This window comes from Micrococcus sp. KRD128 (assembly GCF_017168395.1).
GTDB classification, from domain to species: Bacteria; Actinomycetota; Actinomycetes; order Actinomycetales; family Micrococcaceae; genus Micrococcus; species Micrococcus luteus.
The window spans coordinates 101,445-125,308 of sequence record NZ_JABFAX010000008.1 but is presented as its reverse complement, the minus strand read 5'-3'; the positions used below and the strand labels follow the sequence as shown (position 1 = coordinate 125,308).

Genomic DNA, 23,864 nt, shown 5'->3' with positions numbered 1-23,864 from the left:
CGGGTCCCCACTGTAGTGGGCCGGGCTGGACGGGCCCCGGGAGGGCCCGGGTCAGGCCCGCCGGTCGCCGTCCACGTGGAAGGTCAGGTCCTCGACGCCGGGGAAGGACTCGATCTCCTGGAACGCGTCCCAGGCGTCGCTGTCCGCCTCGGCGTCCGCGGGCAGGGTCACCGTCAGGGCGCCGATCTCCCCGTCGATCACCTGCAGGCGCAGCTCGAGCTCGTGCCCTCCCGCGGAGCCGGAGGCGAAGCGGCCGCGGACGGGCCAGACGCAGTCGTTCGGCACCGCGCGACGGATGTCGTCGTCGGTCTCGACGACGAGCGGCACCCAGTCCGGGACCTCGCCGGCTTCACGGATGGCCTCGGCCACCGAGGTGACGGTGCGCGCGTGCGGCAGCTGGGAGCGCAGCGCCTCAGCCCCGGGCAGGTCCCGGCCCTCGGCCAGCGCCGGGTCGAGCAGGGTCTCGAGCAGCACGCGCACCTCCACCGGCAGCTCGGCGGTGGCCTCGGGCTCGACCTCGTCGACCGTGTCCTCGTCCAGGCCAGCGGGGCCGGTGACGGCGAGTTCGACGGCGTCGCGGCGGGTCCGGCGGGCGTCCTCGTTGGCCAGCAGCATCGCCAGGGAGGCCGCTGCGGCCAGCGCGACGCGCGGGGCGGGGACGCCGACCCGCTGGAGCCCGCGCACCAGGGCACCGTCGATCCGGTCGTTCAGGCCGGTGGCACGCAGCGCGACCGCCGCGACCGCGCCGCCGACGGCCAGCCCGCCGAGCCCGCGCAGGGCACGCGCGGCGGGGGAGGGGGCCACCTCGCCGTCGGCGATCGCGGCGGTGTGGAGGGCGCCGGCGGTCTCGGCCGCGAGGAACGTGCCGCTGACGGCGGCCTCGAGCTCTGCGAGGGCCCGGCGCTCGCGCCCTCGGCGGGCGTGCGGATCCAACAGGGTGAGCCCGCCGACCGCGGCCGCCGCCGCCAGCCCGTAGAGCCGGCCGCCCGGGGCGAGGGCGCGCTGGCGCAACGCGGGGACGACGGCCTCCGCGTCGTCGACGGGAACGGACGACGCCGAGTGGTGGACCTCGCCGGGGACGGAAGGGGCGGGGGAGGGGAGCTTCATGCCCCCAGTGTGGCGCACCGCCCGGCTCAGGACGAGTCAGCGGCCCACGTGCGCGCTCAAGCGGAGCGCAGGCCGCCCTGCCACAGGGCGGCGAACGGCGTGCGGCCCTCCACCGCCTGCGCGATGCCGGCTCGCACGAACTCCTTGGCGCGGCGCGCGGCCTCGAGCGTGGTGGCACCCTTGGCCAACTCGGCGGTGACGGCGGCGGCGAGCGAGCAGCCCGCACCAGAGACGCCGGACTGGCCGATCTTCGGGGCGGAGAGCACCTCCACGGTGTCCCCGTCCACGAACACGTCCACGGCGTCCGGGCCGGGCAGGTGCATCCCGCCCTTGGCCAGGACGGCCGCGCCGGAGATCTCGTGGATGCGCCGAGCGGCCGCCGTCAGGTCCTCGACCGAGCGCACGGTCATGCCGGAGAGCTGCTCCGTCTCGAAGTGGTTCGGGGTGGTGAAGGTGGCCAGCGGCAGCAGCTCGGCCTTGAGCGCCTGGTCCGTGTCCAGGGCGTGGCCCGGCTCCTGGCCCTTGCAGATGAGCACGGGGTCCAGGACCACGTGGTCCCACTCGGCGCGGCGAAGGGCCGCGGCCGAGGTGCGGATGACCTCCGGGGAGCCCTGCATGCCCAGCTTCACGGTGCGCAGCCGCTCCGGGTAGTCGCCCTGGATGGCGTCGAGCTGCTGCTGGAGGATCTCGGTGGGCACGGGGAAGAAGCGGTGGTTCCAGTCGTCCTCCGGGTCGAAGGAGACGATGCAGGTCAGCGCCACGATGCCGAAGACGCCGAGTTCCTGGAACGTCTTGAGGTCGGCCTGGGCGCCGGCGCCGCCGGTGGCCTCGGACCCGGCGATGGTCAGGGCGAGCGCGGGGGTGGAGGCGGAGTGCTGGGGGGAGTGAGCGGTCTGGGGCATGCGCCCATGGTAGGACCGACCCCGGACGGGAAGCGCCCGACGGCCGGCGGTGTTCACCGGGGAACGAGGGTCCTCGGACCCGGAGCGTCCGCCCGGGCGCCCCGAGCGACCCGCGAAGGACGGGGACGGACGTGCTCGAGTTGCTCACCGGCACGGGCCTGGCCACCTCGGCCGGGCTCAACGCCTACATCCCCCTGCTCGCCCTGGGTCTGCTGGACCGGTTCACGGGGCTCGTCGACCTGCCCGCGGGCTGGACGTGGCTCGCCGCCGACGCCTCCCTCTGGATCCTCGGCGCCCTGCTCGCGCTCGAGCTCGTCGCGGACAAGATCCCCGGGGTGGACGCGGTCAACGACGTCGTCCAGACGGTCGTGGGAGCCGACACGGTCACGGTGGGGGCCGCCGCGCCCGTGCTCTCGGCGGCCGAGGACGTCTCGGCGGCCGGCCTCGTCGCGGCCGCGCTGTTCCTGCCGGTGCTGGTCGCCGTGCTGGTGGTCGCCGTCGTCGTGGGCCTGTGGCTGCTGGCCCGGCGGTTCCGCGACCGGCGGACGCGAGGCCGTGCCGCGGCCGTCCCGGGTGGGCCAGAATGGACGGCATGATCCTCATCAACCTGAAGTTCACCGTCCAGCCCGAGCGTGCCGACGAGTGGATGGACGCCGTCGCGAAGTACACCGCGGACGTGCGCTCTGAGCCCGGCAACCTGTTCTTCGAGTGGTACCGCCCGGTGGAAGGCGGCCCCAACGAGTACCTCCTGATCGAGGGGTTCACGGACGAGGGTGCGCAGGCCCACGTCGCGTCCCCGCACTTCCAGGAGGGCCTGGACGCGATGCGCCCGCTGCTGGCGAGCACGCCCCAGATCATCTCCGAGCAGGTCGGTGCGGAGGGCTTCGGCCCGATGGGCGAGCTGCAGATCGACTGAGCCCGCCCCCGGCCAGAGGAGGCGACGGCGCCCGCGTCACGAGCGTGACGCAGGGCGCCGTCTCTGTATCCGGGGTCACACCCTGGCTACGGTGAGCGCATGAGCGCCGAGCAGAACAGCACCCAGACCCCCGGCCACCGCACCGCCCACGTCCCTGCCGGCCAGGATCTCGGCCACCGCTGGTCCACCCGCGAGGCCGATCACGACGATCCGGCCGACCGCCGCGCCGTCCGCCAGATCGCCGAGCTCGCCTTCGCGTCCACGGCCGAGGCCGACCTCGTCGAGGCGCTCGCCGGCGGCGCGGAGGGCTGGCTGCCCCAGTACTCCCTCGTGGCCATGACCGCCGCGATCCCCGGCACGGACCTGCAGTCGGACCCGATGGGCTACGGCACCCTGGTCCGGGCCCACATCGACCACGCCGAGGTGATCGCCCTCGCCCCGCACGGCGTCCTGCCCGAGCACCAGGGCGAGGGCGCCGGCACCGCGCTCGTCAACGCTCTGCTCCAGAAGGCCCAGGCCGACGGCGAGGAGGTCGTGGTGGTCTACGGCTGGCCCGAGTACTACGCGAAGTTCGGCTTCCACCGGGCCTCCGAGCACGGCGTGCACGCGGCCTTCGCGCGTCAACCCGAGGCGCTGCAGATCCTCACGCTCCAGGACGGCGCGGAGGTGCCGGCCGGCGAGTTCCGCTACCCGCCCGCGTTCGGGGCGGAGAACGCGCAGGTCGCCGGCCGCTGAGGGCGGGGCGTCAGCCCACGAGTCGGCGCACGGCGGCGAGCGTTCGTTCGGCCTCGGCCGGCTCGGCCGTGAGCCGCGCGATGACCTCCGCGAGGTCCGCGCGCAGGCCGGCCTCGGCGTCGTCGGCCGGGGCGTGGAGCCACGCCCGCAGGGCGCGGTTGTGGACGGCCACCACGGCCGCCGCCAGCCCGACGGCGACCCCGCCGCGCGCGGGCGTGTCCGGCAGGGCCGTGGCGAGCCAGCCGGAGAACAGCTCCGTGTAGCGGTGCGAGGTGAGCAGCTCGCGCGTGCGCAGCGCCTGGGAGCCGCGCAGCAGGCGGGAGCGCGCCCGGGCCCGGTCCGGATCGGCGGTGTGATGCCGGAAGACCTGGAGGACCGCCTCCTCCAGGGCCTCCCGCACGCCGAGGGAGGTGCCGCGCAGGAAGTCGTCCAGGCGGGCGAGCAGCGCCGCGTGGTCGGCGAAGACCACCTCCTCCTTCCCGCCGAGGTGGCGGAAGAAGCTGGCCCGGCTCATGCCGGCCTGGCGGGCGAGCTGGTCGGCCGTGACGGCGTCGTAGCCCTCGCGGTCCAGCAGGTGGATCAGGGCGGTGAGGGTGTCCTCGGCGGGCGTCGTCATGCGGGCCATGGTGCCACGGGCGCGGAGAGGAGGTGAGACTGCGTCTGATTCTGTGAGATGGCGTGTCAGTTGGTGTAGGGTGATGGCGGACACACCCATCTCTCCGACCCCGCCCGGGAGGCCACCATGACCGAGACCCTGCCCACCGTCGAGCCCGAGTACGACGTCGCCACGCCGCTGGACACCGACTTCTACCTCGCGCTCGCGGACGTCTCCGACGCCGAGAAGGATGTGTGGCGTCGGGCCCGCGCCTTCGCGCTCGAGCCGGACGTGCTGCCCCGGATCCGGGAGGCGTGGGACCGCCACGAGTACCCGCTGGACCTCGTGGCCCGCCTGGGGCAGGCCGACCTGCTGCGCGACGGCGTCCCCGTGGACGGGCTGCCCGACGTCTCCCGCGTTGCAGCGGGCCTGGCCATGATGGAGCTCTCGCGCCTGGACGGCTCGATCGCCACGATGATGGGCGTGCAGGGCGGTCTGGCCATGCGCTCGATCCAGCTGTGCGGCAGCGAGGAGCAGCGTGCCGAGCACCTGCCGGCCATGGCGCGCGGCGAGCTCTACGGCGCCTTCGCGCTCACGGAGCCGACCCACGGCTCCGACTCGGTCTCGCTGGAGACCCGCGCCGAGCGCGTCGACGGCGGCTGGCGGCTGCACGGGCACAAGAAGTGGATCGGCAACGGGGCCGCCGGCGGGGTGACCGTGGTGTGGGCGCGCAGCGCCGAGGACGAGAAGGTCCGCGGGTTCATCGTGCGCCAGGAGTCCGAGGGCTACACGGCCGAGGTCATCAAGGGCAAGGTCGCGCTGCGGGCCATCGACCAGGCCCACATCACCCTCGACGGCGTGTTCGTGCCCGACGCCGACGTCCTGCCCGAGGCCCGCTCCTTCAAGGACACCTCCCGCGTCCTCTTCGCCACGCGCGTGGGGGTCGCGTGGTCCGCCCTCGGGAAGGCCGTGGGCTGCTACGAGGCGGCGGTGCACTACGCGGGGCAGCGCGTCCAGTTCGGCCGGCCGCTGGCGGCGGCCCAGAGCGTGCAGACCCGCCTGGCCGAGATGCTCTCCCAGCTCACCCAGGTGCAGCTGCTCGTGCTGCGTGCGACCCGGCTCGAGGACGAGGGGCGGCTCACCGGGCCGATGGCGTCCCTGGCCAAGTACTCGGCGACGCGCGCCGCGCGATCCATCGCCGCGAACGCGCGCGACCTGCTCGGTGGCAACGGCATCCTCATCCAGAACGAGGTGGCCCGCCACTTCGCGGACATCGAGGCGATCCACACCTACGAGGGCACCGAGACCGTGCAGGGGCTGATCATCGGCCGCGAGATCACGGGGGTCGGCGCGTTCGTGTGAGATGATGCGAGCGGGGGCGGCGGCGTGAGTCAGAGATTTCTGCTGGTACGCACGCCCCCCTGCCGCCGATTCGTCTGGCTCGGCGGCCGATTCATCTGGCTCACGCAGGCAGAGGGAGCCGCAGGTGGGCGGCGAGGTCGCGCAGCAGGGCGGTGAGGCCGCGCCGAGTGAAGACGCTGGCGGCCACGCGCAGCACGATCCACCCCTCGGCCTGCATCCGGCGGTCGCGCTCGATGTCACGGCGCCACTGCTGCGGGTCCGTCCGGTGATGATCGCCCTCGTACTGCACGCAGACGCGGGCCTCCCGCCACACCAGGTCCGGCCGGACGGTGGACCCGTCACGCAGCAGAAGCAGCGGATTCACCTCCGGATCCGGCACACCCGCGTCGGTCAGCGCCAGTCGCAGGAGCGTCTCGGCCCTCGAATCCGCGCCGTCCCTGAGCAGCGGCAGGGCCGCCCGCAGGGTCCGCGTCCCTCGCCTCCCGCGCACCCGGAGCACCTCCGCCTCCAGATCACGCACGGTGCACCGCGGATGCTCGCCGGGGTGACGCCGGCCCGCCGGGCCGTCAGCCCGTTGCAGCAGGCTGTCCCCGGCGGCGACGACGTCGGCCAATGGCAGACCCAGCTGCGCCAGCGCCGCCCAGGTGGCGGCCGGCGTCGTGATCCGCACCCCCGAGCGCACCAGCACGGGGTCCTGCGGGTGCAGCTCATGCCCGACGACGCCGCTGCGGCGCGGCGCCCTGCCCTCGGCCCGCGTGCGCGCCAGATGGATGGGGCCGCGCTCCCACTGCCGCGGCAGCCACATCCCCCAGAGGCGAGCGGCGGTGGCGTGGGTGGCCGCGGTGCCGGGGTTCGTCCGCTGGAGGGCGCGGACGACGTCGGCCAGTGAGGGCTGACCCCCGGCGGTGTGCCGCAGCCCGTGGTGCGGGGCGTCGAACCGGGGGCCGCGCAGCTGCGAGGCCGTCAGGCCGGCCTGCAGCCCCGCGGCGACCGGGAAGACGGGGCTGAGGGTGGCGTCGTCGTGCGGAGGAGGGGCGACCATGCCGCCACCTTCTCCTTCCATGGGCGGCCCCGGCGCCGCGACCGCGAGGGCCGTGGAGGGCGAGCCGGGTCGGCGGCCCTGTGCAGGAGCCGCTGAATCGTCTGGCTCACGTCCCCCACGCGTCCGCGCGGCGCTGAGCCAGACGAATCGGTCCTGACAGCCCCCTCAGAACAGCAGAAACGTCTGGCTCGCGCCCGCCGAAGCGTGCCGGCGCACCCAGCACCGCTCAGCCCTTCGGGGCGTAGTACCGGCCGAGGGTCTCGGCCTTGAGCTCCGCGAGCGTGCCGTCCTGCATGGCCGCGCGGATCCGGTCCACGAGCGAGACCGTGAACCGCTCGTTGTGGATGGAGAGGAGCGTGTGCGCCACCATCTCCTTCGCCTTGAACAGGTGCCGCAGGTACGCGCGGGAGTAGTGGGCGCACGTGTAGCAGTCGCACTCGGGATCCAGCGGCCCGAAGTCGCGGCGGTACTTCGCCCCGGGCAGGTTGTAGCGCCCGTCGCGGGTGTAGAACGCGCCGGTGCGGGCCACCCGGGTGGGGGAGACGCAGTCGAAGGTGTCGGCGCCGTTCTCGACGGCGGTGAACAGGTCGTCGGGCTCGGAGATGCCCAGCAGGTGGCGCGGCTTGTCCTCGGGCAGCTCCTGCGCGCACCAGCCCACGATGGTCCCGAGGTTCTCCTTCTCCAGGGCCCCGCCGACGCCGTAGCCGTCGAAGCCGGAGGCCACGCCGTCGAGCTCCCCCGCGGCCGGGAACTCGGCCCGCATCGCCGCGAGGTCGCGGCAGGCCTTGCGGCGCAGGTCCTCGTACTGGGCCCCCTGGATCACGCCGAACAGCGCCTGGTACGGCCGCGCCGCGCGCACCCCGGTGAGGCGGGCGTGCTCGTCGAGGCAGCGCTGGGCCCAGCGGCGGGTGCGCTCGAGCGCCTCCTCCTGGTAGCCGCGGGAGTTGTGCAGGGTGGTCAGCTCGTCGAAGGCGAACATGATGTCCGCGCCAAGGTTGTGCTGGATGCCCACGGACACCTCGGGGGTGAACCGGTGCCGGTCCCCGGTGAGGTGGGACTTGAACCAGACGCCGTCGTCGTCGACGTTGGCCAGGCGCTCCTTGCCGGGGGCGACGGCGTCGTCGGCGCCCTGCCCCTCGGGCGCGCCGGGGCCCTTCATGTCGATGACCTTCTTGAAGCCCGAGCCGAGGCTCATCACCTGGAAGCCGCCCGAGTCCGTGAAGGTCGGCCCGGGCCAGTTCATGAACGCGCCGAGGCCGCCGGCCTCGTCCAGGAGGTCGTCACCGGGCTGCAGGTACAGGTGATACGCGTTGGCCAGCAGCGCCTGCGCGCCGAGCTCCGCCATGGACTCGGGCAGCACGGCCTTCACCGAGGCCTGCGTCGCGACGGGGATGAACGCCGGCGTCTGGATCCGCCCGTGCGGCGTGGTGATCACGCCAGTGCGCCCGAGCGGGGCGCCGTCCGCACCGCCGGTCTCCAGCCGGTGCGTCACCTCGAAGCCGAACTGCGAGGGATGCGCGGGGGCACCGGAGGCGGGCTGCGGCGTCGGGGCGGCGGGGGTCTCAGGCATGGGACCCAGGGTAGTGCGCGGGCGTCGGGCGGAGCGGGCGTGCGGACGACGACGGGGCGGCCTCCGCTGGGAGACCGCCCCGTCCTCAGGCCCGGCAGCCGTCGCCGGGACCGGTCACTCCACGCGGATCTTCGTGGAGTCGACGACCGTGCTGCCGTGGAGGATGTCCACGGTGCCCAGGTACACGCTCGTGCCGTCCGTGGTCAGGGTGCCCTGGAAGACGTGCTCCGCCCCGGGCTTCACGTCCGCGGACGCCGGGTCGAACACGAGGTTCCCCGCGTCTCCGTCCTTCGGGAAGAACACGCGCAGGGTGTAGTCGATCGGCGCGTCGGAGTCCTTCAGGTCCGCGCCGGGCTTGGCCACCACGTAGATCCTGTGCTGCGGGGCCGAGCTGATGATCGACTGCTCCAGCACCTCCATTCCGGTGCCGCGCGTGACCGACCGTGCCACCGGGTAGCTGGACCACGAGCTGGTCACGTAGATGTCCAGATCCACGTCCGGGTTCGCGGCCTCCGCCTCGATGCGGACCTTGGGGTAGCCCCGCGGGTACGCGAAGTCGTGGGCGGTGAGAGCCGCGTCCGAGGCGTCGAACACTGCGCGGCGCACGGTGGAGCCGGTGTACTGGTCACCACGCACGAGCCCGTTCACGCGGGTGGACAGCGTGCCGTCGATGCCGGAGACCACGGGCAGCTCCAGCGTGTCCGCGTCGCGGGCCACGGTGATCGCGGCCGGTGCGTCGGCGATGCCGGGGCGCACCACCACGGGGATCCGGACCTGCTTGCCGGCGGGGCCGGACCACACCACGTGGCCGGTGGCCCACTGGCCCGCGGGCGCACCTGCGGCGGTGACGGTGATCGCCACGTCCTGCTCGCTGCCGCGCGTCGGCCGGATGACGTTCGGGGACACGGCGACGTCGAGGCCCTGGAGCCCCTCCACGTGGGCGGTCCAGGTGCCGTTGTTGCCGCCCACGTTCTTCAGGGTGCGGGTGACGGTCTGCGAGCCGTACAGCTCACTGATCGCCAGGGAGGGGACGTTCAGCTCGGCGGCCGGGATGGGGTGCTCCGAGACCGGCTCACCCGTGTTCGACCACGCGATGCCCTGGCCGGCGAGGTAGTCGTACCAGTCCTGCTGGTCCGAGTCGAAGACCAGGCCCGGGTCCAGTGCCTTCAGCGGGTCGACGAACCCGGCGCCGCCCGCGAAGGGCGAGGTGGCCGAGGCGTGGTCGCGCGCCGTCGTCATCAGGGCGGACTTGATGCCCATCGGGCTCAGATCCGGGCGCGCCTGCTTCAGAAGCGCTCCCAGGCCCGCGATGTGCGGGGAGGACATCGAGGTGCCGGAGGAGTAGGCGAACCGCTCGCCGCCGTTGTCCGGCGAGTAGGCCGCGAGGACGTCCACGCCCGGTGCCGAGACGTCCGGCTTGAGCAGGCCGGACTTCGCCGCCAGCGACGGCCCGCGCGAGGAGAACCCGGCGACCTCGGGCACGCGGGTCGCGGTGCCCTCGTTCGTGGCCAGGATGCGGCCGGTCGGGCGGTCCGTCTTCACGTAGGCGAGCAGCCGGTCCCGCTCCGTGTGGGACAGGTGCACGGCGGGGATCGCGTGCAGATCCGCGTTGAGCCCGGCGTCGGTCACGTTCACGAGGGCCATGCCGGCGCCTCCGGCGTCTGCGACGACCTGGGACTTCTCGGCGCGGGCGTTCTCGCCGCGGTCGCAGACCACGAGCTTGCCCGCGGTGGCCGCCGAGTCGAGGGTGCCGGGCAGGCAGAGGGCCGCCGAGGCAGAGGTGGCACCGGCCGCGGCGACGTCGCCGGCGTAGACCATCGGGGTCTCCGCCTCGAGCGGTGCGGTGATGGACGAGCCGATGAAGCGCTGACCGTCCCCGGTGACGAGGGTCTGCTCGTAGACCGCATGGGTGGAGGCGGCCACCGTCGTGATCCACGGGGACGGGTGCGCCGTCGTCGAGACCGTGGGCCCGGAGTTGCCGGAGGACGCGGCCACGAACACGCCGGCGCTCGCGGCGTGCATGAACGCGACCTCCACCGGGTCCACCACGTTGGTCGTGGTGCCGGAGATGGAGTAGTTGAGCACGTCCACGCCGTCGGCGACGGCGGCGTTGATCGCCGCGACCGTGTCTGACGTGGCGCAGCCGCCGGAGGGCACGCCCTCCCAGCACGCCTTGTACGCGGCCACGTGGGCGCCGGGGGCCATGCCCGAGATCGTGCCGCGTTCGACACCGTCGACGACGGCGCTCACCCCGGAGTTGCCCGCGGCGGTGGACGCGGTGTGGGTGCCGTGACCGCCTGCGTCCAGCGGGGACAGGGTCTCGACCGGCGCCAGGCGTCCCGTGCCGAAGCCGTTGACGAAGTACTTCGCGCCGATCAGCTTGTCGTTGCAGGAGTCGGTGGCGAACGCGTCCTCATCACCGGTCTCGCACCCGCCGACCCAGTCGGCAGGGGCGGCCGGGTGCCCCTGGTCCTGGAAGGACGGCGCCTCCGGACGGATCCCCGAGTCCACGATCCCCACGACGACACCGCGACCGGCGTCCTGTGCGGGCGTCTTCTTGCCCACCACCTGGGCCCAGAGGCCCTTCTTGCCGGTGAGCCCGAGGACGTCGGGGGAGGAGACGGTGTCGAGCGGGCGGATCTCGTCCGGGACGACGGCCAGCACCGCCGGGTCCGCCGAGAGGGCGGCGGCCTCCTCCGCCGTGAAGGTGCCCGCGAAGCCGTTGAGGGCCGTGGTGTAGCGGGTGTGCGGGGTGTCGGGACCGGCGCCGGCGCGCCGCAGGGTCGCGTCCTGGTTCTTCTTCAGGTGGGCGGCGTACGCCTTGGCGTTCGCGCTCTTCGGCTGGAACCCGTTCTCCCGGCCCTTGCCCTTGCCGGGCTTGGTGGGGGCGAACCCGGGGGTGCCGCCGTCATAGGAGGCCACGGGCTGCTCGGCGAGCAGGACGATGTAGCCGCCGTCTTCGAACGTCTCGGGGGCGGTGCGCGGCTGCGCCGGATCCGGCGTCGGCGCGGGGGCCGCGGCGACAGCGTCGTCGACGGCGGAGCCGTCCGGGTCGGTCGTGGCGGAGGCCGAGGCCGCGCCCGCCAGGACCAGGGCGAGCGCAGAGGTGATCCCGAGCGCCTGCTGGCGGCGGGAGTGCGAGTGAGTCATGGAAAGCCCTTCGGTGAGTGGGTCCGGCCCGCGGGTGGGGACGGGGTGCTTCCTCGAACCCGCGCCGGCCCGCCCGCGGGCCGTTCGAGCCATCCCATCACTGTGAGAGCCGTCACAGGGTGGTGTGCGCTAGCGTGAACACGCCATGGCGTGATCCCGCCACCCCGGGGGAGCTCCGCGCGTCGGGCCGTGACCGAGGCCGCTCGCCCGGCAGGAAGGGAGGGGTCGCATGGACATGGCGGGCCACGCCGGGCTGGACCCGGCGGACGTCGACGTCTTCCGCGCCCTCCTGGCCCGGCCCGAGACTCTGGCCGCCGACCTCGACCCCGCCGCGGTCGACCGCCTGGAGGCGCTCGGCCTGGTGCGCCGCGGCGTCGACGGGGCCCTCGCCGCACTGCCCCCGCACCGGCCCCTGCTGGCGGAGGCGCACCGGGCCCAGTCCCGTGCAGACGCCCTGCGGGAGACCGCGGAGACGCTGCGGGCGGAGTTCCACCGGCGTCCCGGGGCCGCCCGCGACGCCGTGGAGGTGGTGGTCGGAGGGCCGGAGATCGTCGGCGCGGGCGTGCAGATCGCGCGGCAGGCGCGCCGGCTCGTCCGTGGCTTCGACCGCGGCCCCTACTTCCATGACGGCTCCCTGCCGGACGACGCGCAATCCCGCTCCTGGACGCGCGGTGTGCCGTGGCGCGTGGTCTACGAGGGGCGGTCCCTGCAGGCCGAGCCGCCGGACCGGTGGGAACACCTCGGCTCGACGCCCGGAGAGACCGGCCGGATCCTGCCGCGGCTGCCGTTCAAGCTGCTGATCGCCGACGACGACGCCGCGCTCGTCGGCCTGGCCGGTGCGGCCGGCCAGGGGGAGGCCCTCGTGGTGCGGGGATCCCTGCTCGTCGACGCGTTCGTGCGGCTGTTCGAACTCCAGTGGGAGCTGGCCCTGCCGATCGCCGACGTCGCCCGGGGCGGAGACGACGGGGCTGACGGCCTCGGGGGTGACGTCCTGACCGAGGTGGAACGGCGGCTCGTGGCGATGCTCAGCTCCGGGATGACGGATGAGGCGATGGCCCGCGCCATCGGGCTCTCGCACCGCACGGTGCAACGGCGCCTGGCCGACCTTGCCCGACGGGTGGGTGCGGAAGGCCGGTTCCAGCTGGGCGTGCAGGCTGCGCGCCGCGGCTGGGTGTGACGGCCGAGGTCACCGCCGCGGGCGTCAAGCGGAGCGGGCCGCCCCGGCTCAGCCCAGCACCTCCCGCGCCACCGCGCTCGCCACCACCAGGTCTTGCCAGGGCATGCCGGTGGTGACGAGCAGGGCGGGCGCGCCCTCCCGACGACGCGCGGTCCCGGCCACGAGCTCGGTCAGCGTCACCGTGTCCTCGATCCCGGCCAGCGCGCCGGAGTCGATCGCGAGGGTGACGTCCCCGGCCTCGCGGGCGGCCGAGTCCCGCGACTCCACCGCCACGGTCGCGCGGCGGGCCAGGGCGTCGTCGGTCTCGCGGGCGTCCGTGGTGTGCGAGCCCATCGCCACGACCGTCGCGTGCTCCGGCACGAGCGTCCCGTCGAACAGTGGGGTCGTCGCGGCCGTGCACGTCACCACGACGTCCGCCTCCGCCACGGCCTCCGGGCCCGCGGCGCTCGCGGTCACGCCCAGCTCCGCTGTGATCCGCGCGGCCAGGGCGGCGGCCCGGCCGGCGTCGCGGCCCACCACGGACACCCGCTCCAGCCCGAACACGTCCTGGAGCGTGAGCGCGTGCTCCCACGCCTGCACGCCCGTGCCGACCACGACCAGGTGCCGGGGCGAGGCGTCCGCGAGCAGCCGCACCCCGAGCGTGGACACCGCGGAGGTGCGCAGGCCCGTCAGCTCGACGCCGTCCAGCACGGCCCGTGGTGCCTGGCCGGGGGTGCCCGGGGCGCCGAACAGCACGTAGACGCCCTGGATGACGGGCAGTCCGCGCTCGGGGTTGTCCGGCGTGAGGGTGAGCAGCTTGGTGCCGACCTCGGTCCCGCGCGTCGAGGGCATCTGCAGCAGCTGCCCGGCGGCGGTGGACACGCGGGTGCGGGGGGCGTCGGCCTCCGGGTCCAGGCCGGCGGCGAGGGCCGCCTCCAGCGCGTCGACGGCGGCGCGCGGGCTCAGGGCGGCGCGCACGGCGGGGCCGTCGATCCAGGGCAGGGAAGCGGTGGCGAGGTGCGTGTCCATGCGGTCACGCTACGGGGTGGGCCGGGCGGCTCAGCCGAACAGCGTGCGGAAGTTCGCCAGGATCCGGCGGGGGTGCTCGGGGTCGACGGCGGCCAGCCCCGCCACCGTGGGCTCGTACTCGCCCGGCGCGAAGTACCCGTGGTCGCGGTAGATCTCGAGGCGCTCGAGGATCCCGGCCTGGTCCAGCTCCGGGTGGAACTGGGTGGCGTACTGGCGGGTGCCGAGCCGGAACATCTGCACGGGACAGTCGGCGCCCGCGGCGAGCAGCACCGCGCCGGGCGGCAGCGCGCTCATCGCCTCCTTGTGGCCGACGTACGCCGCGAACGTGCGCGGCACCCCGGCCAGCAACGGATCCGCGGCGCCCTCGTCGGTGAGCGTGACCTCGACGGGCGCGGCCGATTCGCCGTACGCGTTGTCCACGACGCCGCCGGCGTGCCGGCCCAGCGTGCCGACGCCGTAGCAGCAGCCGAGGAACGGCAGGTCGCGGCGCCGGACGACGTCGAGCATCCGGCCCAGCTCCGCCTCCACGGCGCGCTGCACGGGGGACTTGGTCTCCTCGGGATCGGTGCCCGTGAACGGGCTGCCGGGCAGGATCACGGCGACGACGTCCGCGAGCTCCGCCTCCCAGTCCAGACCATGCGTGGCCACGTCCGGGCGCTGCACGACGCGGTCGAGGCGCAGCACCCGCAGCCGGCCCTCCGGATAGCCTCCCAGTCGCTGGACGGCCTCGACCTCGGCGGCCGCGGCGTCGTCTTCGGGGCGCGTCTGGACGAGGAGGAACGGTCGTGGGTCCGGGCTCGGGAAGTCCGCGGTCGGGGTGGTCATCCCGGCAGACTAGCGGGGCATCGGGCCGGGATGGCGTGGCGGCGTCGTGGGGCGTCGTCGGGGGCGGGCCGCGGTCAGCGGTCGGCCCAGGGGCGGGCGTCGGAGGCCCACGGCAGAGGACGGACGCGTTCCTCGGGCAGCGGGTCCGTGGCCAGCCGGCCGTAGCGGTGCACGTCGAGCCGCCGCCCGCCCGCGCGGAGGCGGCCGCGCTGCGTGCCTTCGTGACGGAGCCCGGCGGCCCGGGCGACGGCCCCCGCCGTCGGGCTGTCCGCCCGGTGGGCCAGCGCGATCCGCTCGAGGCCGCCCTCGGCCAGTTCGGCATCCGCCACGGTGGTCGCCGCACGCGACATGATCGCGTCCCCGCGCCAGCCCTGATGCAGCCAGGCGGTGAGCGCGCCGGTGCCGTGCGCCTCGTCGCGCACGACGGCGACCAAGCCGATCAGCGTGTCCGTCCCGCGCTCCACCACGGCGATGGCGTCCGTCCCCTCCGCCTGGACCAGTCCGTCGACGTAGGCGCGGGCGGAGGCCTCGTCGGTGACCTCTGCGGGATCGGCCATGCCGACGGTGCCCGCGTGGAAGGCCGCCAGGACGGCGGGCGCGTCCGTGGCGCGGAGGAGGCGGAGCTGGACGGGTGCGGAGCCGGTCATGCCGGGAGCATAGCCCCGACAGGGGCTGGAAAGTGAGGTGCGCCACACGAACCGCACCCCGGAGGGCGTGTCACCGGGGACGGGGTCGGCTCCCGACGCCCGTCTCGCGGCCGGACCTCACCGGCGTGTGGCGGCCTTCGCCTCGAGCTCGTCGGCGAGGGTGCGCAGCGTGCCGAGCTCCCGGGCGATCCGGGAATCCAGGTCGGCGTCCGTGAGCGTCTCCGAGCCGCCGCGGGCGCGCAGGTACAGCAGCTGGTCGAACCGGGCGCGGCGCCACTGATACTCGGCCTCGGCGTCGCGGGCCTGCAGGGCGCGGGAGATCTCCCGGTCGTAGAGCGGCGGCTCGTTGAGCTGACGCTGGCGCACCTCGAGCACCCGGGCCGCCCGGCCCGGCTCGGAGGGGACCTCGTCCGCCTCGAGCAGGCGCCGACCGAGGTTGGCGGCGGCGATGTGCTCGCCCTCCTCGCGCAGGATCAGCGACGCCAGGGACAGCGCGGCCTGGATGGACTTCCACCGCCCCACGGCCCCGTCCCACGGCAGGTTCGTCAGCAGGCCCAGGGTGGCGAGCGTGCCCTCGGTGTCCTCGTGCAGCAGGTAGAGCCGCTCGGCCATGCCGAACACGTCCTCCAGCTGGGAGCCGGAGCGCAGGTTCAACCCGTGGGAGAGCCGGGCCGCGGTGGCGGTCAGCTCGGTGTCCTCGAGGTGGCGCTTGCCGACGGCGACGATCCGCTCCTCGGGGGATCCCGCGTCCACGGGGGAGAAGGTGGTGTCCGGGACGGCCCTGCGCTCCTCCGGGCGGTCCGTTCGGACCCGGATCACGGAGCCGTGCGCGATCTTGACCTCGCGGCCGCCCTCGAGGGTGGCGATCACGAGCGCGGGGGTGCCGAAGTCGTCCCGCATCACCCGGGTCGAGGCCACGGGCGGGGCGGGCTCGCCGCGGCGGGTCAGGAAGCTGTCCCCGGGCTGCACGTCCTGGGACTTCAGATGGCGGAGATAGCCGCCGACGACCGGTGCCATGCTCAGCGCCCCCATCCCACGTGGGCGAGGGCCTGGCGCACCAGGTCCCCGCGGCCACCGATGAACTCGGCCTGGATGTCCTCGCCGAGGGCCTCCTCGGGGGTGAGCCAGGTCAGCTCGAGCGCGTTCTGGCGCGGCTGGCACTCACCCGTCACCGGCACCACGTAGACCAGGGCCACGGCGTGCTGGCGGTCGTCCGTCAGCCCGGTCTCGGACGGCGCCGGGAAGTACTCGGCGACGGTGCAGGGGACCACCGACGGCGGCAGCTGCGGGAACGCGAGCGGGCCGAGGTCCTTCTCCAGGTGGCGCATCAGCGCGGCGCGGATGGTCTCCCGGTACTGGACGCGGCCGGAGACGAACGTCCGCTGGAACGTGCCGGTCTCGTCCGCCACGTAGAGCAGGCCGATCTCGGTGACGTAGCCGAGGGAGTCCAGCCGCACCGGGATGGCCTCCACATACACCATGGGCAGCCGACGCCGGGCCTCGTAGAGGTCCTCGTCGGACAGCCAGCCCGGATTCGGGTCGGGGGTGCGCACGCTCATGGTTCTGTTCTACCGGAGTTCCGCGCCGGGGGCACACCGGGTCCCGCGTGTTCCGCTCACCACTTGGCGCGGAAGTACTGACGGGCCATCGGCACCTGCTCCGAGGGGACGTCGAGCGCGAGGGCGGCCGCGGTCGGCCAGTTCGGGTTCGCCAGGGCGGCGCGGCCCACGCAGACGGCGTCGGCGCGGTCCTCGTCCACCACGGCCGCGACCTCCTCGGCGCCGGTCAGCGAGCCGACGGCGGACACCACGATCCCCTCGGTGCCCTCCTTCACGGCGGTGGCCAGCGGCACCTGATAGCCCGGGCCCTGGGGGCCCTCGTAGGTGTCCCCGATGCCCGCGGAGGACAGGTCGAACCAGTGCACCTGTTCCTGCAGCTCCTGCGCCAGGCGGACGGTCTCCTCGATGCTCCAACCGCCCTCGACCCAGTCCGAGCCGGAGATGCGGATGCCGAGGACCTTGTCCGCGGGCCACACCTCGCGCACGGCCGCCACGACCTCCTTGAGGAAGCGGGTGCGGCCCTCGAAGTCCCCGCCGTACTCGTCGGTCCGGGTGTTGGTCAGCGGCGAGAGGAACTGGTGGATGAGGTAGCCGTGGGCGGCGTGCAGCTGCACGGCGCCGAAGCCGGCACGGTCGGCGCGCTCGGCGGCGTCGGCGAAGGCCTGGACGGTCTCCCGGATCTCGTCCACCCGCATCGCGTGGGTGCGGATCTCCATGGAGTTGGTGGCCACGCCGGAGGGGGAGAGGGTCTCCCAGGAGTCGGGGCCCTCGAGGATCGGCTGCCCGGCGGGCGCGCCCGGGTGCATGGGGACGGTGGAGGCCTTGGCGCCGGCGTGGCCGAGCTGGATGGCGGGCAGGGCGCCCTCGGAGGCGATGTACTCGGCGATCGGCGCCCACGCGTCCCGCTGCTCGTCGTTCCACAGGCCGGTGTCCCACGGGGAGATGCGCCCCTCGGGCGTGACGGCGGTGGCCTCGGCCACCACGATCCCGAAGCCGCCGGCCGCGCGGGCGCCCAGGTGCTGGAACTGCCAGCCGTGCGGGACGCCGTCGCGCGCCTCGCACGAGTACTGGCACATCGGCGGCAGGATCAGGCGATTGCGCACGCGCACGCCGTTGATCTCGATCGGTTCGAAGATCGCGGGCACGGCGGGGGCGTCGGTCTGCGGGGTGGCGGTCTGAGTCATGCGCCCCACCCTACGAGCGGGTCCGGACACGGGAGGGCACGCGTCCGCCGCGGGCGGACGGGCGGGCCCGGCCCGTGCGACGAGGGAAGTCGCCACCCCTACCCTGGGCCCATGCCCTCCTACCGCGCCCGCCTGCAGATCGGCGATCTCCTGCCCGGCCACCAGCCCGAAGAGGTCATGGACCTGGCCGAGGCGGCCGTCCAGGCCACGCACGTGCTCGCGGCCAAGGACATCGAGGTCGTCGCGCGCGTCCCGCGGATCGTGCTGCGCTTCACGGTGCCCGGCTCGCACCGGGCCGGCGAGGACGCCGAGGCCGCCGAGGTGGCGCGGCGGATGGCGGAGGCGGTGGCCGGCGTCGCCGTGACGGGCCGGCTCGATGTGCTCCGGCGCGACGGCGGCCGGTGGGTCCCGGTGCCCGCTGGGCCCGGGCGCTGAACGGGGACGGGCTCAGGCGCCGGCCGGGAGCGGCCGGCGGGCGGCGTCGCGCTCGATCTGGCGGGCCCAGGAGCGGCGCACGGCCGCGGCGGTGACCAGCAGCAGCGCCCCGAAGGCGGCCGCGAGACCCACCCACACGCTCTGCTGCGCCCCGAGCGGGCTGGGCAGCAGGCGGGGCAGGGCGAGGCAGAGCAGGGTCCAGGCCATGCCCAGGGCCACACCCATGCGGCCGCGCCCACCGAGCACGAGGCGCAGGGCCGCCAGCAGCAGGGCCACCAGCACCAGCAGGGCGAGCAGCTCGGTCGGGAACCCGTCGACGTGCACGCCCCAGGCGTGGAGGGCGGCGCCCACCGCGGTGGGTGCGCCGGCGAGGAGGGTGCCCAGCAGCACGCCGAGCGCGCCGTCCTCGGCCACCCGTGCGACGCGGCGGGCTGCCGGGCGTGCGCCGAGCCGCCGGACCACGCCGAGCATGAGGACCAGGGCGAGCAGCCACGGGACGACGTCGAGGCCCCCGGGGGCCAGGACGGCCAGGGGGAACCACAGGGCCAGCGCCAGCAGGGTCCCCGCGACCGCCCCTCGGATGCGGCGGTGCCGCGGCGACGCGCCCTGGCCCCGCCCCCACTGCCGGAGCACGTACATCCCGGTCAGCAGCCACAGCACCGGCCAGATCGCCGGGTGCAGCGGGGACAGCCCGAACACGCTCGCGCCGGGGCCGTGTCGGCCGTCGACGGTGAACGGGTAGGCGCCGGCGTCGAGCGCGCCGAGTCCCGGGACGCGCCCGGCCAGACCGAGGCCCCACGCGCTCGAGAGCACGAACAGCGCCCACACGACGGTCAGCAGCGCCTGGCCGCGTCGGTCCGCAGGGGTCGGTGAGCCGGCCGGCTCCTCGGGCGGGGCGGGGGTGTAGCCGGGGATCAGGGGCAGGGCGCCCGTGACCGGCCCCGCCGAGGAGTGGGCGATGGCCTCGGCCTGGACGGCCTGCGCCTTCGTGGAGAGTCGCTGCCGCCGCCGCCACTCGGGCAGGGCCACCCGGGCCCGGGCGAAGAGCTCCTCGTCGGTGAGCCGCTCCTCCGGGTCGGACAGCAGCGGCCGGTCGGCGGCGGCCGGGAAGACCTCGGGGCCCTCGAGCTCGCGCGCGGCCCGGGCGAGCGCGCGGGACTCCCGCTCCTCGTGCTCGCGACGGCGGCGGGCGGCGTCCTCCGCCGCACGGCGCTCGGCCTCCTGGGCGCGGTCCTCGAGGAGCCGGGCCTGGGCGAGGGCGCGCTCGGCGTGCAGCACGGTGTGCGCGCGGACGCGTGCGGTCTGGCGACGACGTCGCTCGGCTTCGAGGCGGGCGGCCTCCTCCGCCTCGCGACGGAGCCGCTCGGCCTCCTCGGCCCGACGGCGCCGCTCGGCCTCGACGCGTTCGGCCTCGAGGCGACGGCGTTCGGCCTCGGCCGCCTGCCGACGGCGCTCCGCCTCCGCCTCCGCCTCGAGCCGCAGCCGCTCCCGCTCGGCGAGCGCGGCCTCCTCGCGGGCCCGTCGCTCCGCCTGCACGCGGGCGCGCTCGGCGGCGACCTCCGCCTCCCGGCGGCGCCGTTCCTCCTGCTCTCGGCGGCGGGCCTCCGCCTCGGCGGCGGCACGGGCCTTCTCCTCGGCCGCCACCCGACGGCGCCGCTCGGCGTCACGCCGACGGCGCTGCTTCTCCTCCTCGCGGCGGCGGCGGGCCACCCGCGCGGCCTGGGCCCGGCGGGCCTCCTCGTCGAGGCGGGCCTGGAGGGCGGCGGCGTCGCGAGCCTGGGCGGCATCGCGGGCCTGGGCCTCGGCGGCGGCCTCGGCGGCGAGCCGCTCGTGCTCGGTGGCCCGGCGACGGGCGGCCTCGGCGGCGCGCTCCCGGCCGGCTCGCAGGCGGGCCCGCCGGCGCTCCTCGGCCGCAGTGCGGCGGCGTGCGGCCTCCGCGGCCTTCTCCGGGTCCCGCCCCGGGGCGGGGAGGATGCGCTCGACCGTGCCGACGAGCGGGTCGGCGAAACGGGCGAGGTCCGGGCTCCCGAGGCGGTCCAGGATCTCGCTGAGGTCGCGGCGTGGGCGCTGCTGGGCGGGAGCGCCCGGAGTGCGCAGGCGGTCCATGGCGCGGTGCACGTCCGCGCGGCGGTCCTCGCGCACGCGGCGCTCGGCGGCGGTCTCGGGTCGGCCCGAGCGCAGGGCGCGCTCGTGACGGCGCAGATCGCGGCGGGAGATCTCCCCGGGCGCGGCCAGGGCGCGGCGGGGGCGCGCGGCGGGGGTACGCGGCGCGTCGTCGTCGGGACGGGGCGCCGAGGCGTCCCGGAGGCGCTCGAGCGCGGCGCGGGACTCGGAGGACGCGTCCTGCATGCTCACCCCTTCCGGCCCCGGCGACGGTGGGCCACGATCCCCGCGATCATCAACCCTGCAAGGGTACCGAACACCATGCCGACCACCGCGGACGCCCACCACGGCAGGCCGGTGGCCCGGCCGGTGATCCAGCCGAGCCCCACCATGGACCCGGACCACGCGAGCGAGCCCGCCCCGGACAGCCACAGGAACACGGGCCAGCGGATCCCGCCGATCCCGGCCGCCGCCATCGACGCCGTCCGTCCGCCCGAGACGAACCGCAGCACGGACAGCCCCGCCAGGCTGCCCGCCGGGCCCACCCGCACCAGCAGAGTCCGGATCCCCCGGTGGATCCGCCGCCACCACGCCCAGCGGTCCAGGCGGTCGGCGAGGCCGTGGCGGAACAGCGCGTAGAGGCCGACGTCCCCGGCCCAGCAGCCCAGCCACGCCGCCAGCACCGCGGCCACGGGGGAGACCCGGCCCTCCGCCGCGAGCGCGCCCGAGCCGATGACCACCACCTCCGACGGGACGGGCGGGATCGGGGCGTCCAGAGCCACGAGCAGCGCGGTGAGCGGGTGGAACCACACTCCGAGCGCGTCCAGCAGGCCGGCCGGGTCCCCGCCCGTCACCGCGGTCGCTCCTGCAGCTCGGCGGGGGAGGTGAACTCCCGCTCCTCACCCGTCACCGGGTCCGTGAAGCGCAGCGACCGGGAGAGCAGCTGCAGGGGCCGTGTGACGTCGTCCGGGGCGAGGTCCAGCAGGTCCGGGTAGAACGGGTCGAACGCGATGCCCAGGCCCAGGGCGGCCAGGTGGATGCGCAGCTGGTGGGTGCGGCCCGTGCGCGGGGTGAGTCGCAGGTGCGCCACGCGCCGCCCCGCCAGGGTCCCGGCGGAGACGCCGACGCCCAGCAGCTCCACCCGGGACTCCGCGTTCGCCCCGGCGTGGGGCCGGTTCGCCCGCCGGGTCCGCACCGGCGCGCCCGCCCGGCGTCCCGACGCGGCCGGCGGGATCTCCTCCACCACAGAGCGCAGGACCCCCTTGTCCTTGCGGATCCGGCTGCGCACGGTCAGCGGGAACCGCCCCAGGACGGGGTCGGCCGGGGCACCGGGGCGGCGGGCGCCGTCGTCGGGCGCGTCCGGCAGGAGCGCCACGGCCTCGTAGGTCTTGGCCACGGCACGCCGCTCGAACAGCAGGTGGTAGGCGCCGCGGGTGGCCGGGTTCGCGGAGAACATCACGACGCCGGCCGTCGCCCGGTCGAGCCGGTGCAGGGGGACGAGGTCATCGAGGCCGAGCTCGTTGCGCAGCCGCACCAGCGCCGTCTCCTGGACGAAGCGGCCGCCCGGGGTGGTGGGCAGGAAGTGCGGCTTGTGGATGACCACGAGGTGCTCGTCGCGGTGCAGGAGCGTGTGCGTCACGGGCAGCGGGGCCTCGTCGGGGACGTCCCGGTAGTACCAGAGGTCGTCATGCACGCCGAGCGGCGTCGCCGGCGTCAGTGCGGTGCCGTCCGCCGCCACGACCTCGCCGCGGGCGAAGCGCGCGCGGATGCCGTCCGGGTCCACGTGACCGAACCGGTGGAGCACGTAGTCCAGCGCGGTGGGCCAGCCGGCGGCGGGCAGGCGCAGGCGCGTGGCGTTGACGCCGTTGCGCGGGGGGAGGGGAGAGGGGACGGCCACGGGTCCATCCTCCCAGCCCGGCGCGGCTGCGTCCGACCGGCGCCGCTCAGTCCGACCGGCCGGGCCGGCCGGAGCCGGTCGTCTCGTCCTCGGCCAGGCCTCGGTCCTGCGGGGTGAGCACCACGACCTCCTCGGCCGGCGCGGCGCGCCCCGTCACCTCGTGCGCCGGGACCGCCCCGCCGACGTCGACCACCACGGTGTCCAGCACCGCGCCCGCGGGGACCACGCAGTCGCCGAGCAGGAGGCTGCCGCGCACCGTGGCGCCGGCCGCCACGACCACCCCGGGGCCGACCACGCTGTCCGACACCTCGCCCTCGACCCGGCAGCCCGGGCTGAGCAGCGAGCCGGAGACGCGGGCGTCCGGGGCCACCCACGCCGGCGGCGCCTGGTGGGGGTTGGTGATCAGCGGCCAGCCCTCGGCGGCCACGTCCAGGCCGGTGCCCTCGAGGATCTCCCGGTGGGCGCGGACGTACGCGTCCAGGGTGCCGATATCCCGCCAGTACCCCACCAGGCGGTGCTCCCGCACGCGTCCGCGCGCCACGAACGCCGGGATGATGCTCTCCCCGTAGTCGCCGAGGGAGGAGCCCACGGGGTCGCCGTCCTCATCGGTCTCACCCTCGTCCTTGGTGGCCGCCTCGTCCTCGCCCGCCACGAGGTCGCCGACCACCTCGGAGAGCGCGGCGACGTCGAACACGAACACCTCGGTGGCCACGAGCGTGCCCGCCGGGTCCTCCGGCTTGTAGGCGTAGTCGGTCACGGCGCCGTCGTCGTCCACCTGCACGACGCCGAAGCGCGAGGGGTCCTCGTCCGTCTCGGTGGTGACCACGGTGAGCTCGGCGCCGGAGCGGGCGTGCTCGGCCAGCACGGGGCGCAGGTCCAGCTGGTACAGGTGGTCCGCGGAGAGCACGACGACGGTCTCGGCGCCGAACTGCTCCAGCAGCGGCAGCTGCTGGGCGATCGCGTGGCCGTTGCCGCGGGCGAAGCCCTCCTCGGAGCGGCCCTGCGCGGGAGGCAGGAGCCGCAGGCCGTGGCGGGTGCCGTCGAGATCCCACGGCCGGCCGCCGGCCAGGTGCTGGTTGAGCGTGAAGGGGCGGTACTGCTCCACGACCCACACGTCCCGCAGGCGCGAGTGGGCCAGGTTGGACAGCACGACGTCGATCAGCCGGTACTGGCCCGCCAGCGGCACCATCGGCTTGGCGCGGGCCGCGGTGAGCGGCATGAGGCGGCCGCCGGTGCCGCCGGCCAGCACGAGCGCGACGACGGCACCCTCCGGGTCCTTCGGGAACGGGTCGGCCATGACTCCTCCTCGGGTCGGGGCGGGTTCAGCGTAGGGAGCGGGGACGACACGTGGCCACCGTTCGGGTGCGTCCGGGTCAGCGCTGGCAGTGCGGGCACCACCACAACCGCCGCGCGTCGTCCTCGGGGGAGCCGTAGTCCTCCTGGCGGACGGGGCCGCGGCAGCGCAGGCACGGGGCGCGGTCGTGCCCGTAGACCCAGTACGACGGCGTCCCGCCGCGCGCGCCGGGCGTCCGGCCGGGTACCGTGCCGGGTGGCGGACCGGCCGGGACCAGCACCTCGACCCCGAAGGGTCGCCCCGGGTTCGGGCGCACGCCCGTGGTCCGGCGCCGGGCGCCCGCGGCGGGGGCGGCG

The 23,864-nt window shown here is 75.4% G+C and carries 22 protein-coding genes and 1 pseudogene; 6 read left to right on the top strand and 17 right to left on the bottom strand.

Annotated elements, in window-relative coordinates; genetic code table 11:
• Window positions 1–51: 51 nt before the first annotated feature.
• Together J1M44_RS03970 and J1M44_RS03965 are read right to left on the bottom strand one after the other, a co-directional pair.
• On the bottom strand, window positions 52–1,107 hold the full coding sequence (locus J1M44_RS03970) for a hypothetical protein (protein WP_144824629.1): 1,056 nt from the start codon (window positions 1,105–1,107) through the stop codon (window positions 52–54).
• A 56-nt stretch (window positions 1,108–1,163) separates the two neighbouring features.
• Window positions 1,164–2,009, bottom strand: coding sequence for a hydroxymethylpyrimidine/phosphomethylpyrimidine kinase (locus J1M44_RS03965; protein WP_144824630.1), 846 nt, complete (start codon window positions 2,007–2,009; stop codon window positions 1,164–1,166).
• Between the two features lie 131 nt (window positions 2,010–2,140).
• On the opposite strand from J1M44_RS03965, the gene J1M44_RS03960 reads away from it, so the two are divergent.
• The 3 genes from J1M44_RS03960 to J1M44_RS03950 all read left to right on the top strand — a co-directional run bounded on the left by J1M44_RS03960 (window position 2,141) and on the right by J1M44_RS03950 (window position 3,660).
• On the top strand, window positions 2,141–2,605 hold the full coding sequence (locus J1M44_RS03960) for a DUF4126 family protein (protein ID WP_144824631.1): 465 nt from the start codon (window positions 2,141–2,143) through the stop codon (window positions 2,603–2,605).
• Window positions 2,602–2,925 (top strand): putative quinol monooxygenase, encoded by a 324-nt coding sequence (locus J1M44_RS03955; RefSeq protein WP_144824632.1) that lies wholly within the window; start codon window positions 2,602–2,604, stop codon window positions 2,923–2,925. The genes J1M44_RS03960 and J1M44_RS03955 overlap by 4 nt, the downstream gene beginning before the upstream one ends.
• A 99-nt stretch (window positions 2,926–3,024) precedes the next feature.
• Window positions 3,025–3,660 carry a GNAT family N-acetyltransferase gene (locus J1M44_RS03950; RefSeq protein ID WP_002856702.1) on the top strand — a complete coding sequence of 212 codons (636 nt, stop codon included), beginning with the start codon at window positions 3,025–3,027 and terminating at the stop codon, window positions 3,658–3,660.
• A gap of 10 nt (window positions 3,661–3,670) precedes the next feature.
• Here the strand turns inward: J1M44_RS03950 and J1M44_RS03945 are convergent, their stop codons facing one another.
• Entirely contained in the window at window positions 3,671–4,276 is a 606-nt protein-coding gene (locus J1M44_RS03945; RefSeq protein WP_036341145.1) for a TetR/AcrR family transcriptional regulator, read from the bottom strand.
• A gap of 126 nt (window positions 4,277–4,402) precedes the next feature.
• Here J1M44_RS03945 and J1M44_RS03940 point away from each other — a divergent pair, with 126 nt between their 5' ends.
• The gene (locus J1M44_RS03940; RefSeq protein WP_144824633.1) at window positions 4,403–5,617 is read left to right on the top strand and encodes an acyl-CoA dehydrogenase family protein; all 1,215 of its coding nucleotides are present in this window, start codon (window positions 4,403–4,405) and stop codon (window positions 5,615–5,617) included.
• A 100-nt stretch (window positions 5,618–5,717) separates the two neighbouring features.
• On the opposite strand, the gene J1M44_RS03935 is transcribed toward J1M44_RS03940, so the two are convergent.
• The 3 genes from J1M44_RS03935 to J1M44_RS03925 all read right to left on the bottom strand — a co-directional run bounded on the left by J1M44_RS03935 (window position 5,718) and on the right by J1M44_RS03925 (window position 11,379).
• Complete coding sequence (locus J1M44_RS03935; RefSeq protein WP_206480605.1) at window positions 5,718–6,659, bottom strand: endonuclease domain-containing protein; 942 nt, start codon at window positions 6,657–6,659, stop codon at window positions 5,718–5,720.
• Between the two features lie 226 nt (window positions 6,660–6,885).
• A complete protein-coding gene (tgt, locus tag J1M44_RS03930) occupies window positions 6,886–8,229 on the bottom strand; it encodes a tRNA guanosine(34) transglycosylase Tgt (RefSeq protein WP_060775709.1) in 1,344 nt (447 codons plus the stop codon).
• A 114-nt stretch (window positions 8,230–8,343) separates the two neighbouring features.
• The gene (locus tag J1M44_RS03925; protein WP_102708198.1) at window positions 8,344–11,379 is read right to left on the bottom strand and encodes a S8 family peptidase; all 3,036 of its coding nucleotides are present in this window, start codon (window positions 11,377–11,379) and stop codon (window positions 8,344–8,346) included.
• A 229-nt stretch (window positions 11,380–11,608) separates the two neighbouring features.
• Here J1M44_RS03925 and J1M44_RS03920 point away from each other — a divergent pair, with 229 nt between their 5' ends.
• On the top strand, window positions 11,609–12,556 hold the full coding sequence (locus J1M44_RS03920; protein WP_102708197.1) for a helix-turn-helix transcriptional regulator: 948 nt from the start codon (window positions 11,609–11,611) through the stop codon (window positions 12,554–12,556).
• Window positions 12,557–12,604: 48 nt separating this feature from the next.
• Here J1M44_RS03920 and J1M44_RS03915 read toward each other — a convergent pair whose 3' ends face one another.
• From J1M44_RS03915 to J1M44_RS03890, 6 genes are all read right to left on the bottom strand, one after another.
• Entirely contained in the window at window positions 12,605–13,564 is a 960-nt protein-coding gene (locus J1M44_RS03915; RefSeq protein ID WP_102708196.1) for an ornithine cyclodeaminase family protein, read from the bottom strand.
• Between the two features lie 30 nt (window positions 13,565–13,594).
• Entirely contained in the window at window positions 13,595–14,389 is a 795-nt protein-coding gene (locus J1M44_RS03910; protein WP_144824635.1) for a glutamine amidotransferase, read from the bottom strand.
• 74 nt (window positions 14,390–14,463) lie between these two features.
• Window positions 14,464–15,036 (bottom strand): GNAT family N-acetyltransferase, encoded by a 573-nt coding sequence (locus tag J1M44_RS03905; protein ID WP_144824636.1) that lies wholly within the window; start codon window positions 15,034–15,036, stop codon window positions 14,464–14,466.
• Window positions 15,037–15,153: 117 nt separating this feature from the next.
• A complete protein-coding gene (locus J1M44_RS03900) occupies window positions 15,154–16,053 on the bottom strand; it encodes a DUF6707 family protein (RefSeq protein ID WP_225941407.1) in 900 nt (299 codons plus the stop codon).
• 2 nt (window positions 16,054–16,055) lie between these two features.
• Window positions 16,056–16,595 carry an NUDIX hydrolase family protein gene (locus J1M44_RS03895; protein ID WP_036316089.1) on the bottom strand — a complete coding sequence of 180 codons (540 nt, stop codon included), beginning with the start codon at window positions 16,593–16,595 and terminating at the stop codon, window positions 16,056–16,058.
• A gap of 56 nt (window positions 16,596–16,651) precedes the next feature.
• Window positions 16,652–17,779, bottom strand: coding sequence for an oxidoreductase (locus J1M44_RS03890; RefSeq protein WP_144824637.1), 1,128 nt, complete (start codon window positions 17,777–17,779; stop codon window positions 16,652–16,654).
• Window positions 17,780–17,890: 111 nt separating this feature from the next.
• On the opposite strand from J1M44_RS03890, the gene J1M44_RS03885 reads away from it, so the two are divergent.
• Window positions 17,891–18,214 (top strand): hypothetical protein, encoded by a 324-nt coding sequence (locus J1M44_RS03885; RefSeq protein WP_144824638.1) that lies wholly within the window; start codon window positions 17,891–17,893, stop codon window positions 18,212–18,214.
• Between the two features lie 12 nt (window positions 18,215–18,226).
• Here J1M44_RS03885 and J1M44_RS03880 read toward each other — a convergent pair whose 3' ends face one another.
• From J1M44_RS03880 to J1M44_RS03860, 5 genes and pseudogenes are all read right to left on the bottom strand, one after another.
• The gene (locus J1M44_RS03880; RefSeq protein WP_144824639.1) at window positions 18,227–20,563 is read right to left on the bottom strand and encodes a hypothetical protein; all 2,337 of its coding nucleotides are present in this window, start codon (window positions 20,561–20,563) and stop codon (window positions 18,227–18,229) included.
• 2 nt (window positions 20,564–20,565) lie between these two features.
• The gene (locus J1M44_RS03875; protein ID WP_098471171.1) at window positions 20,566–21,171 is read right to left on the bottom strand and encodes a DedA family protein; all 606 of its coding nucleotides are present in this window, start codon (window positions 21,169–21,171) and stop codon (window positions 20,566–20,568) included.
• Window positions 21,168–22,214, bottom strand: coding sequence for a pseudouridine synthase (locus J1M44_RS03870; RefSeq protein WP_206480603.1), 1,047 nt, complete (start codon window positions 22,212–22,214; stop codon window positions 21,168–21,170). The genes J1M44_RS03875 and J1M44_RS03870 overlap by 4 nt, the downstream gene beginning before the upstream one ends.
• A gap of 46 nt (window positions 22,215–22,260) precedes the next feature.
• Complete coding sequence (locus J1M44_RS03865) at window positions 22,261–23,511, bottom strand: glucose-1-phosphate adenylyltransferase family protein (RefSeq protein WP_206480601.1); 1,251 nt, start codon at window positions 23,509–23,511, stop codon at window positions 22,261–22,263.
• A 76-nt stretch (window positions 23,512–23,587) separates the two neighbouring features.
• A pseudogene (locus J1M44_RS03860) lies at window positions 23,588–23,864 on the bottom strand (DNA-formamidopyrimidine glycosylase family protein); the annotation flags it as partial.

Coding starts and splice junctions, on each gene's coding strand:
- J1M44_RS03940 (WP_144824633.1), top strand. CDS start 4,403: ATGACCGAGACCCTGCCCACCGTCGAGCCCGAGTACGACGTCGCCACG.
- J1M44_RS03970 (WP_144824629.1), bottom strand. CDS start 1,107: ATGAAGCTCCCCTCCCCCGCCCCTTCCGTCCCCGGCGAGGTCCACCAC.
- J1M44_RS03900 (WP_225941407.1), bottom strand. CDS start 16,053: ATGGCACCGGTCGTCGGCGGCTATCTCCGCCATCTGAAGTCCCAGGAC.
- tgt (WP_060775709.1), bottom strand. CDS start 8,229: ATGCCTGAGACCCCCGCCGCCCCGACGCCGCAGCCCGCCTCCGGTGCC.
- J1M44_RS03905 (WP_144824636.1), bottom strand. CDS start 15,036: ATGACCGGCTCCGCACCCGTCCAGCTCCGCCTCCTCCGCGCCACGGAC.
- J1M44_RS03935 (WP_206480605.1), bottom strand. CDS start 6,659: ATGGTCGCCCCTCCTCCGCACGACGACGCCACCCTCAGCCCCGTCTTC.
- J1M44_RS03880 (WP_144824639.1), bottom strand. CDS start 20,563: ATGCAGGACGCGTCCTCCGAGTCCCGCGCCGCGCTCGAGCGCCTCCGG.
- J1M44_RS03920 (WP_102708197.1), top strand. CDS start 11,609: ATGGACATGGCGGGCCACGCCGGGCTGGACCCGGCGGACGTCGACGTC.
- J1M44_RS03895 (WP_036316089.1), bottom strand. CDS start 16,595: ATGAGCGTGCGCACCCCCGACCCGAATCCGGGCTGGCTGTCCGACGAG.
- J1M44_RS03885 (WP_144824638.1), top strand. CDS start 17,891: ATGCCCTCCTACCGCGCCCGCCTGCAGATCGGCGATCTCCTGCCCGGC.
- J1M44_RS03945 (WP_036341145.1), bottom strand. CDS start 4,276: ATGACGACGCCCGCCGAGGACACCCTCACCGCCCTGATCCACCTGCTG.
- J1M44_RS03950 (WP_002856702.1), top strand. CDS start 3,025: ATGAGCGCCGAGCAGAACAGCACCCAGACCCCCGGCCACCGCACCGCC.
- J1M44_RS03910 (WP_144824635.1), bottom strand. CDS start 14,389: ATGACCACCCCGACCGCGGACTTCCCGAGCCCGGACCCACGACCGTTC.
- J1M44_RS03965 (WP_144824630.1), bottom strand. CDS start 2,009: ATGCCCCAGACCGCTCACTCCCCCCAGCACTCCGCCTCCACCCCCGCG.
- J1M44_RS03865 (WP_206480601.1), bottom strand. CDS start 23,511: ATGGCCGACCCGTTCCCGAAGGACCCGGAGGGTGCCGTCGTCGCGCTC.
- J1M44_RS03925 (WP_102708198.1), bottom strand. CDS start 11,379: ATGACTCACTCGCACTCCCGCCGCCAGCAGGCGCTCGGGATCACCTCT.
- J1M44_RS03890 (WP_144824637.1), bottom strand. CDS start 17,779: ATGACTCAGACCGCCACCCCGCAGACCGACGCCCCCGCCGTGCCCGCG.
- J1M44_RS03915 (WP_102708196.1), bottom strand. CDS start 13,564: ATGGACACGCACCTCGCCACCGCTTCCCTGCCCTGGATCGACGGCCCC.
- J1M44_RS03955 (WP_144824632.1), top strand. CDS start 2,602: ATGATCCTCATCAACCTGAAGTTCACCGTCCAGCCCGAGCGTGCCGAC.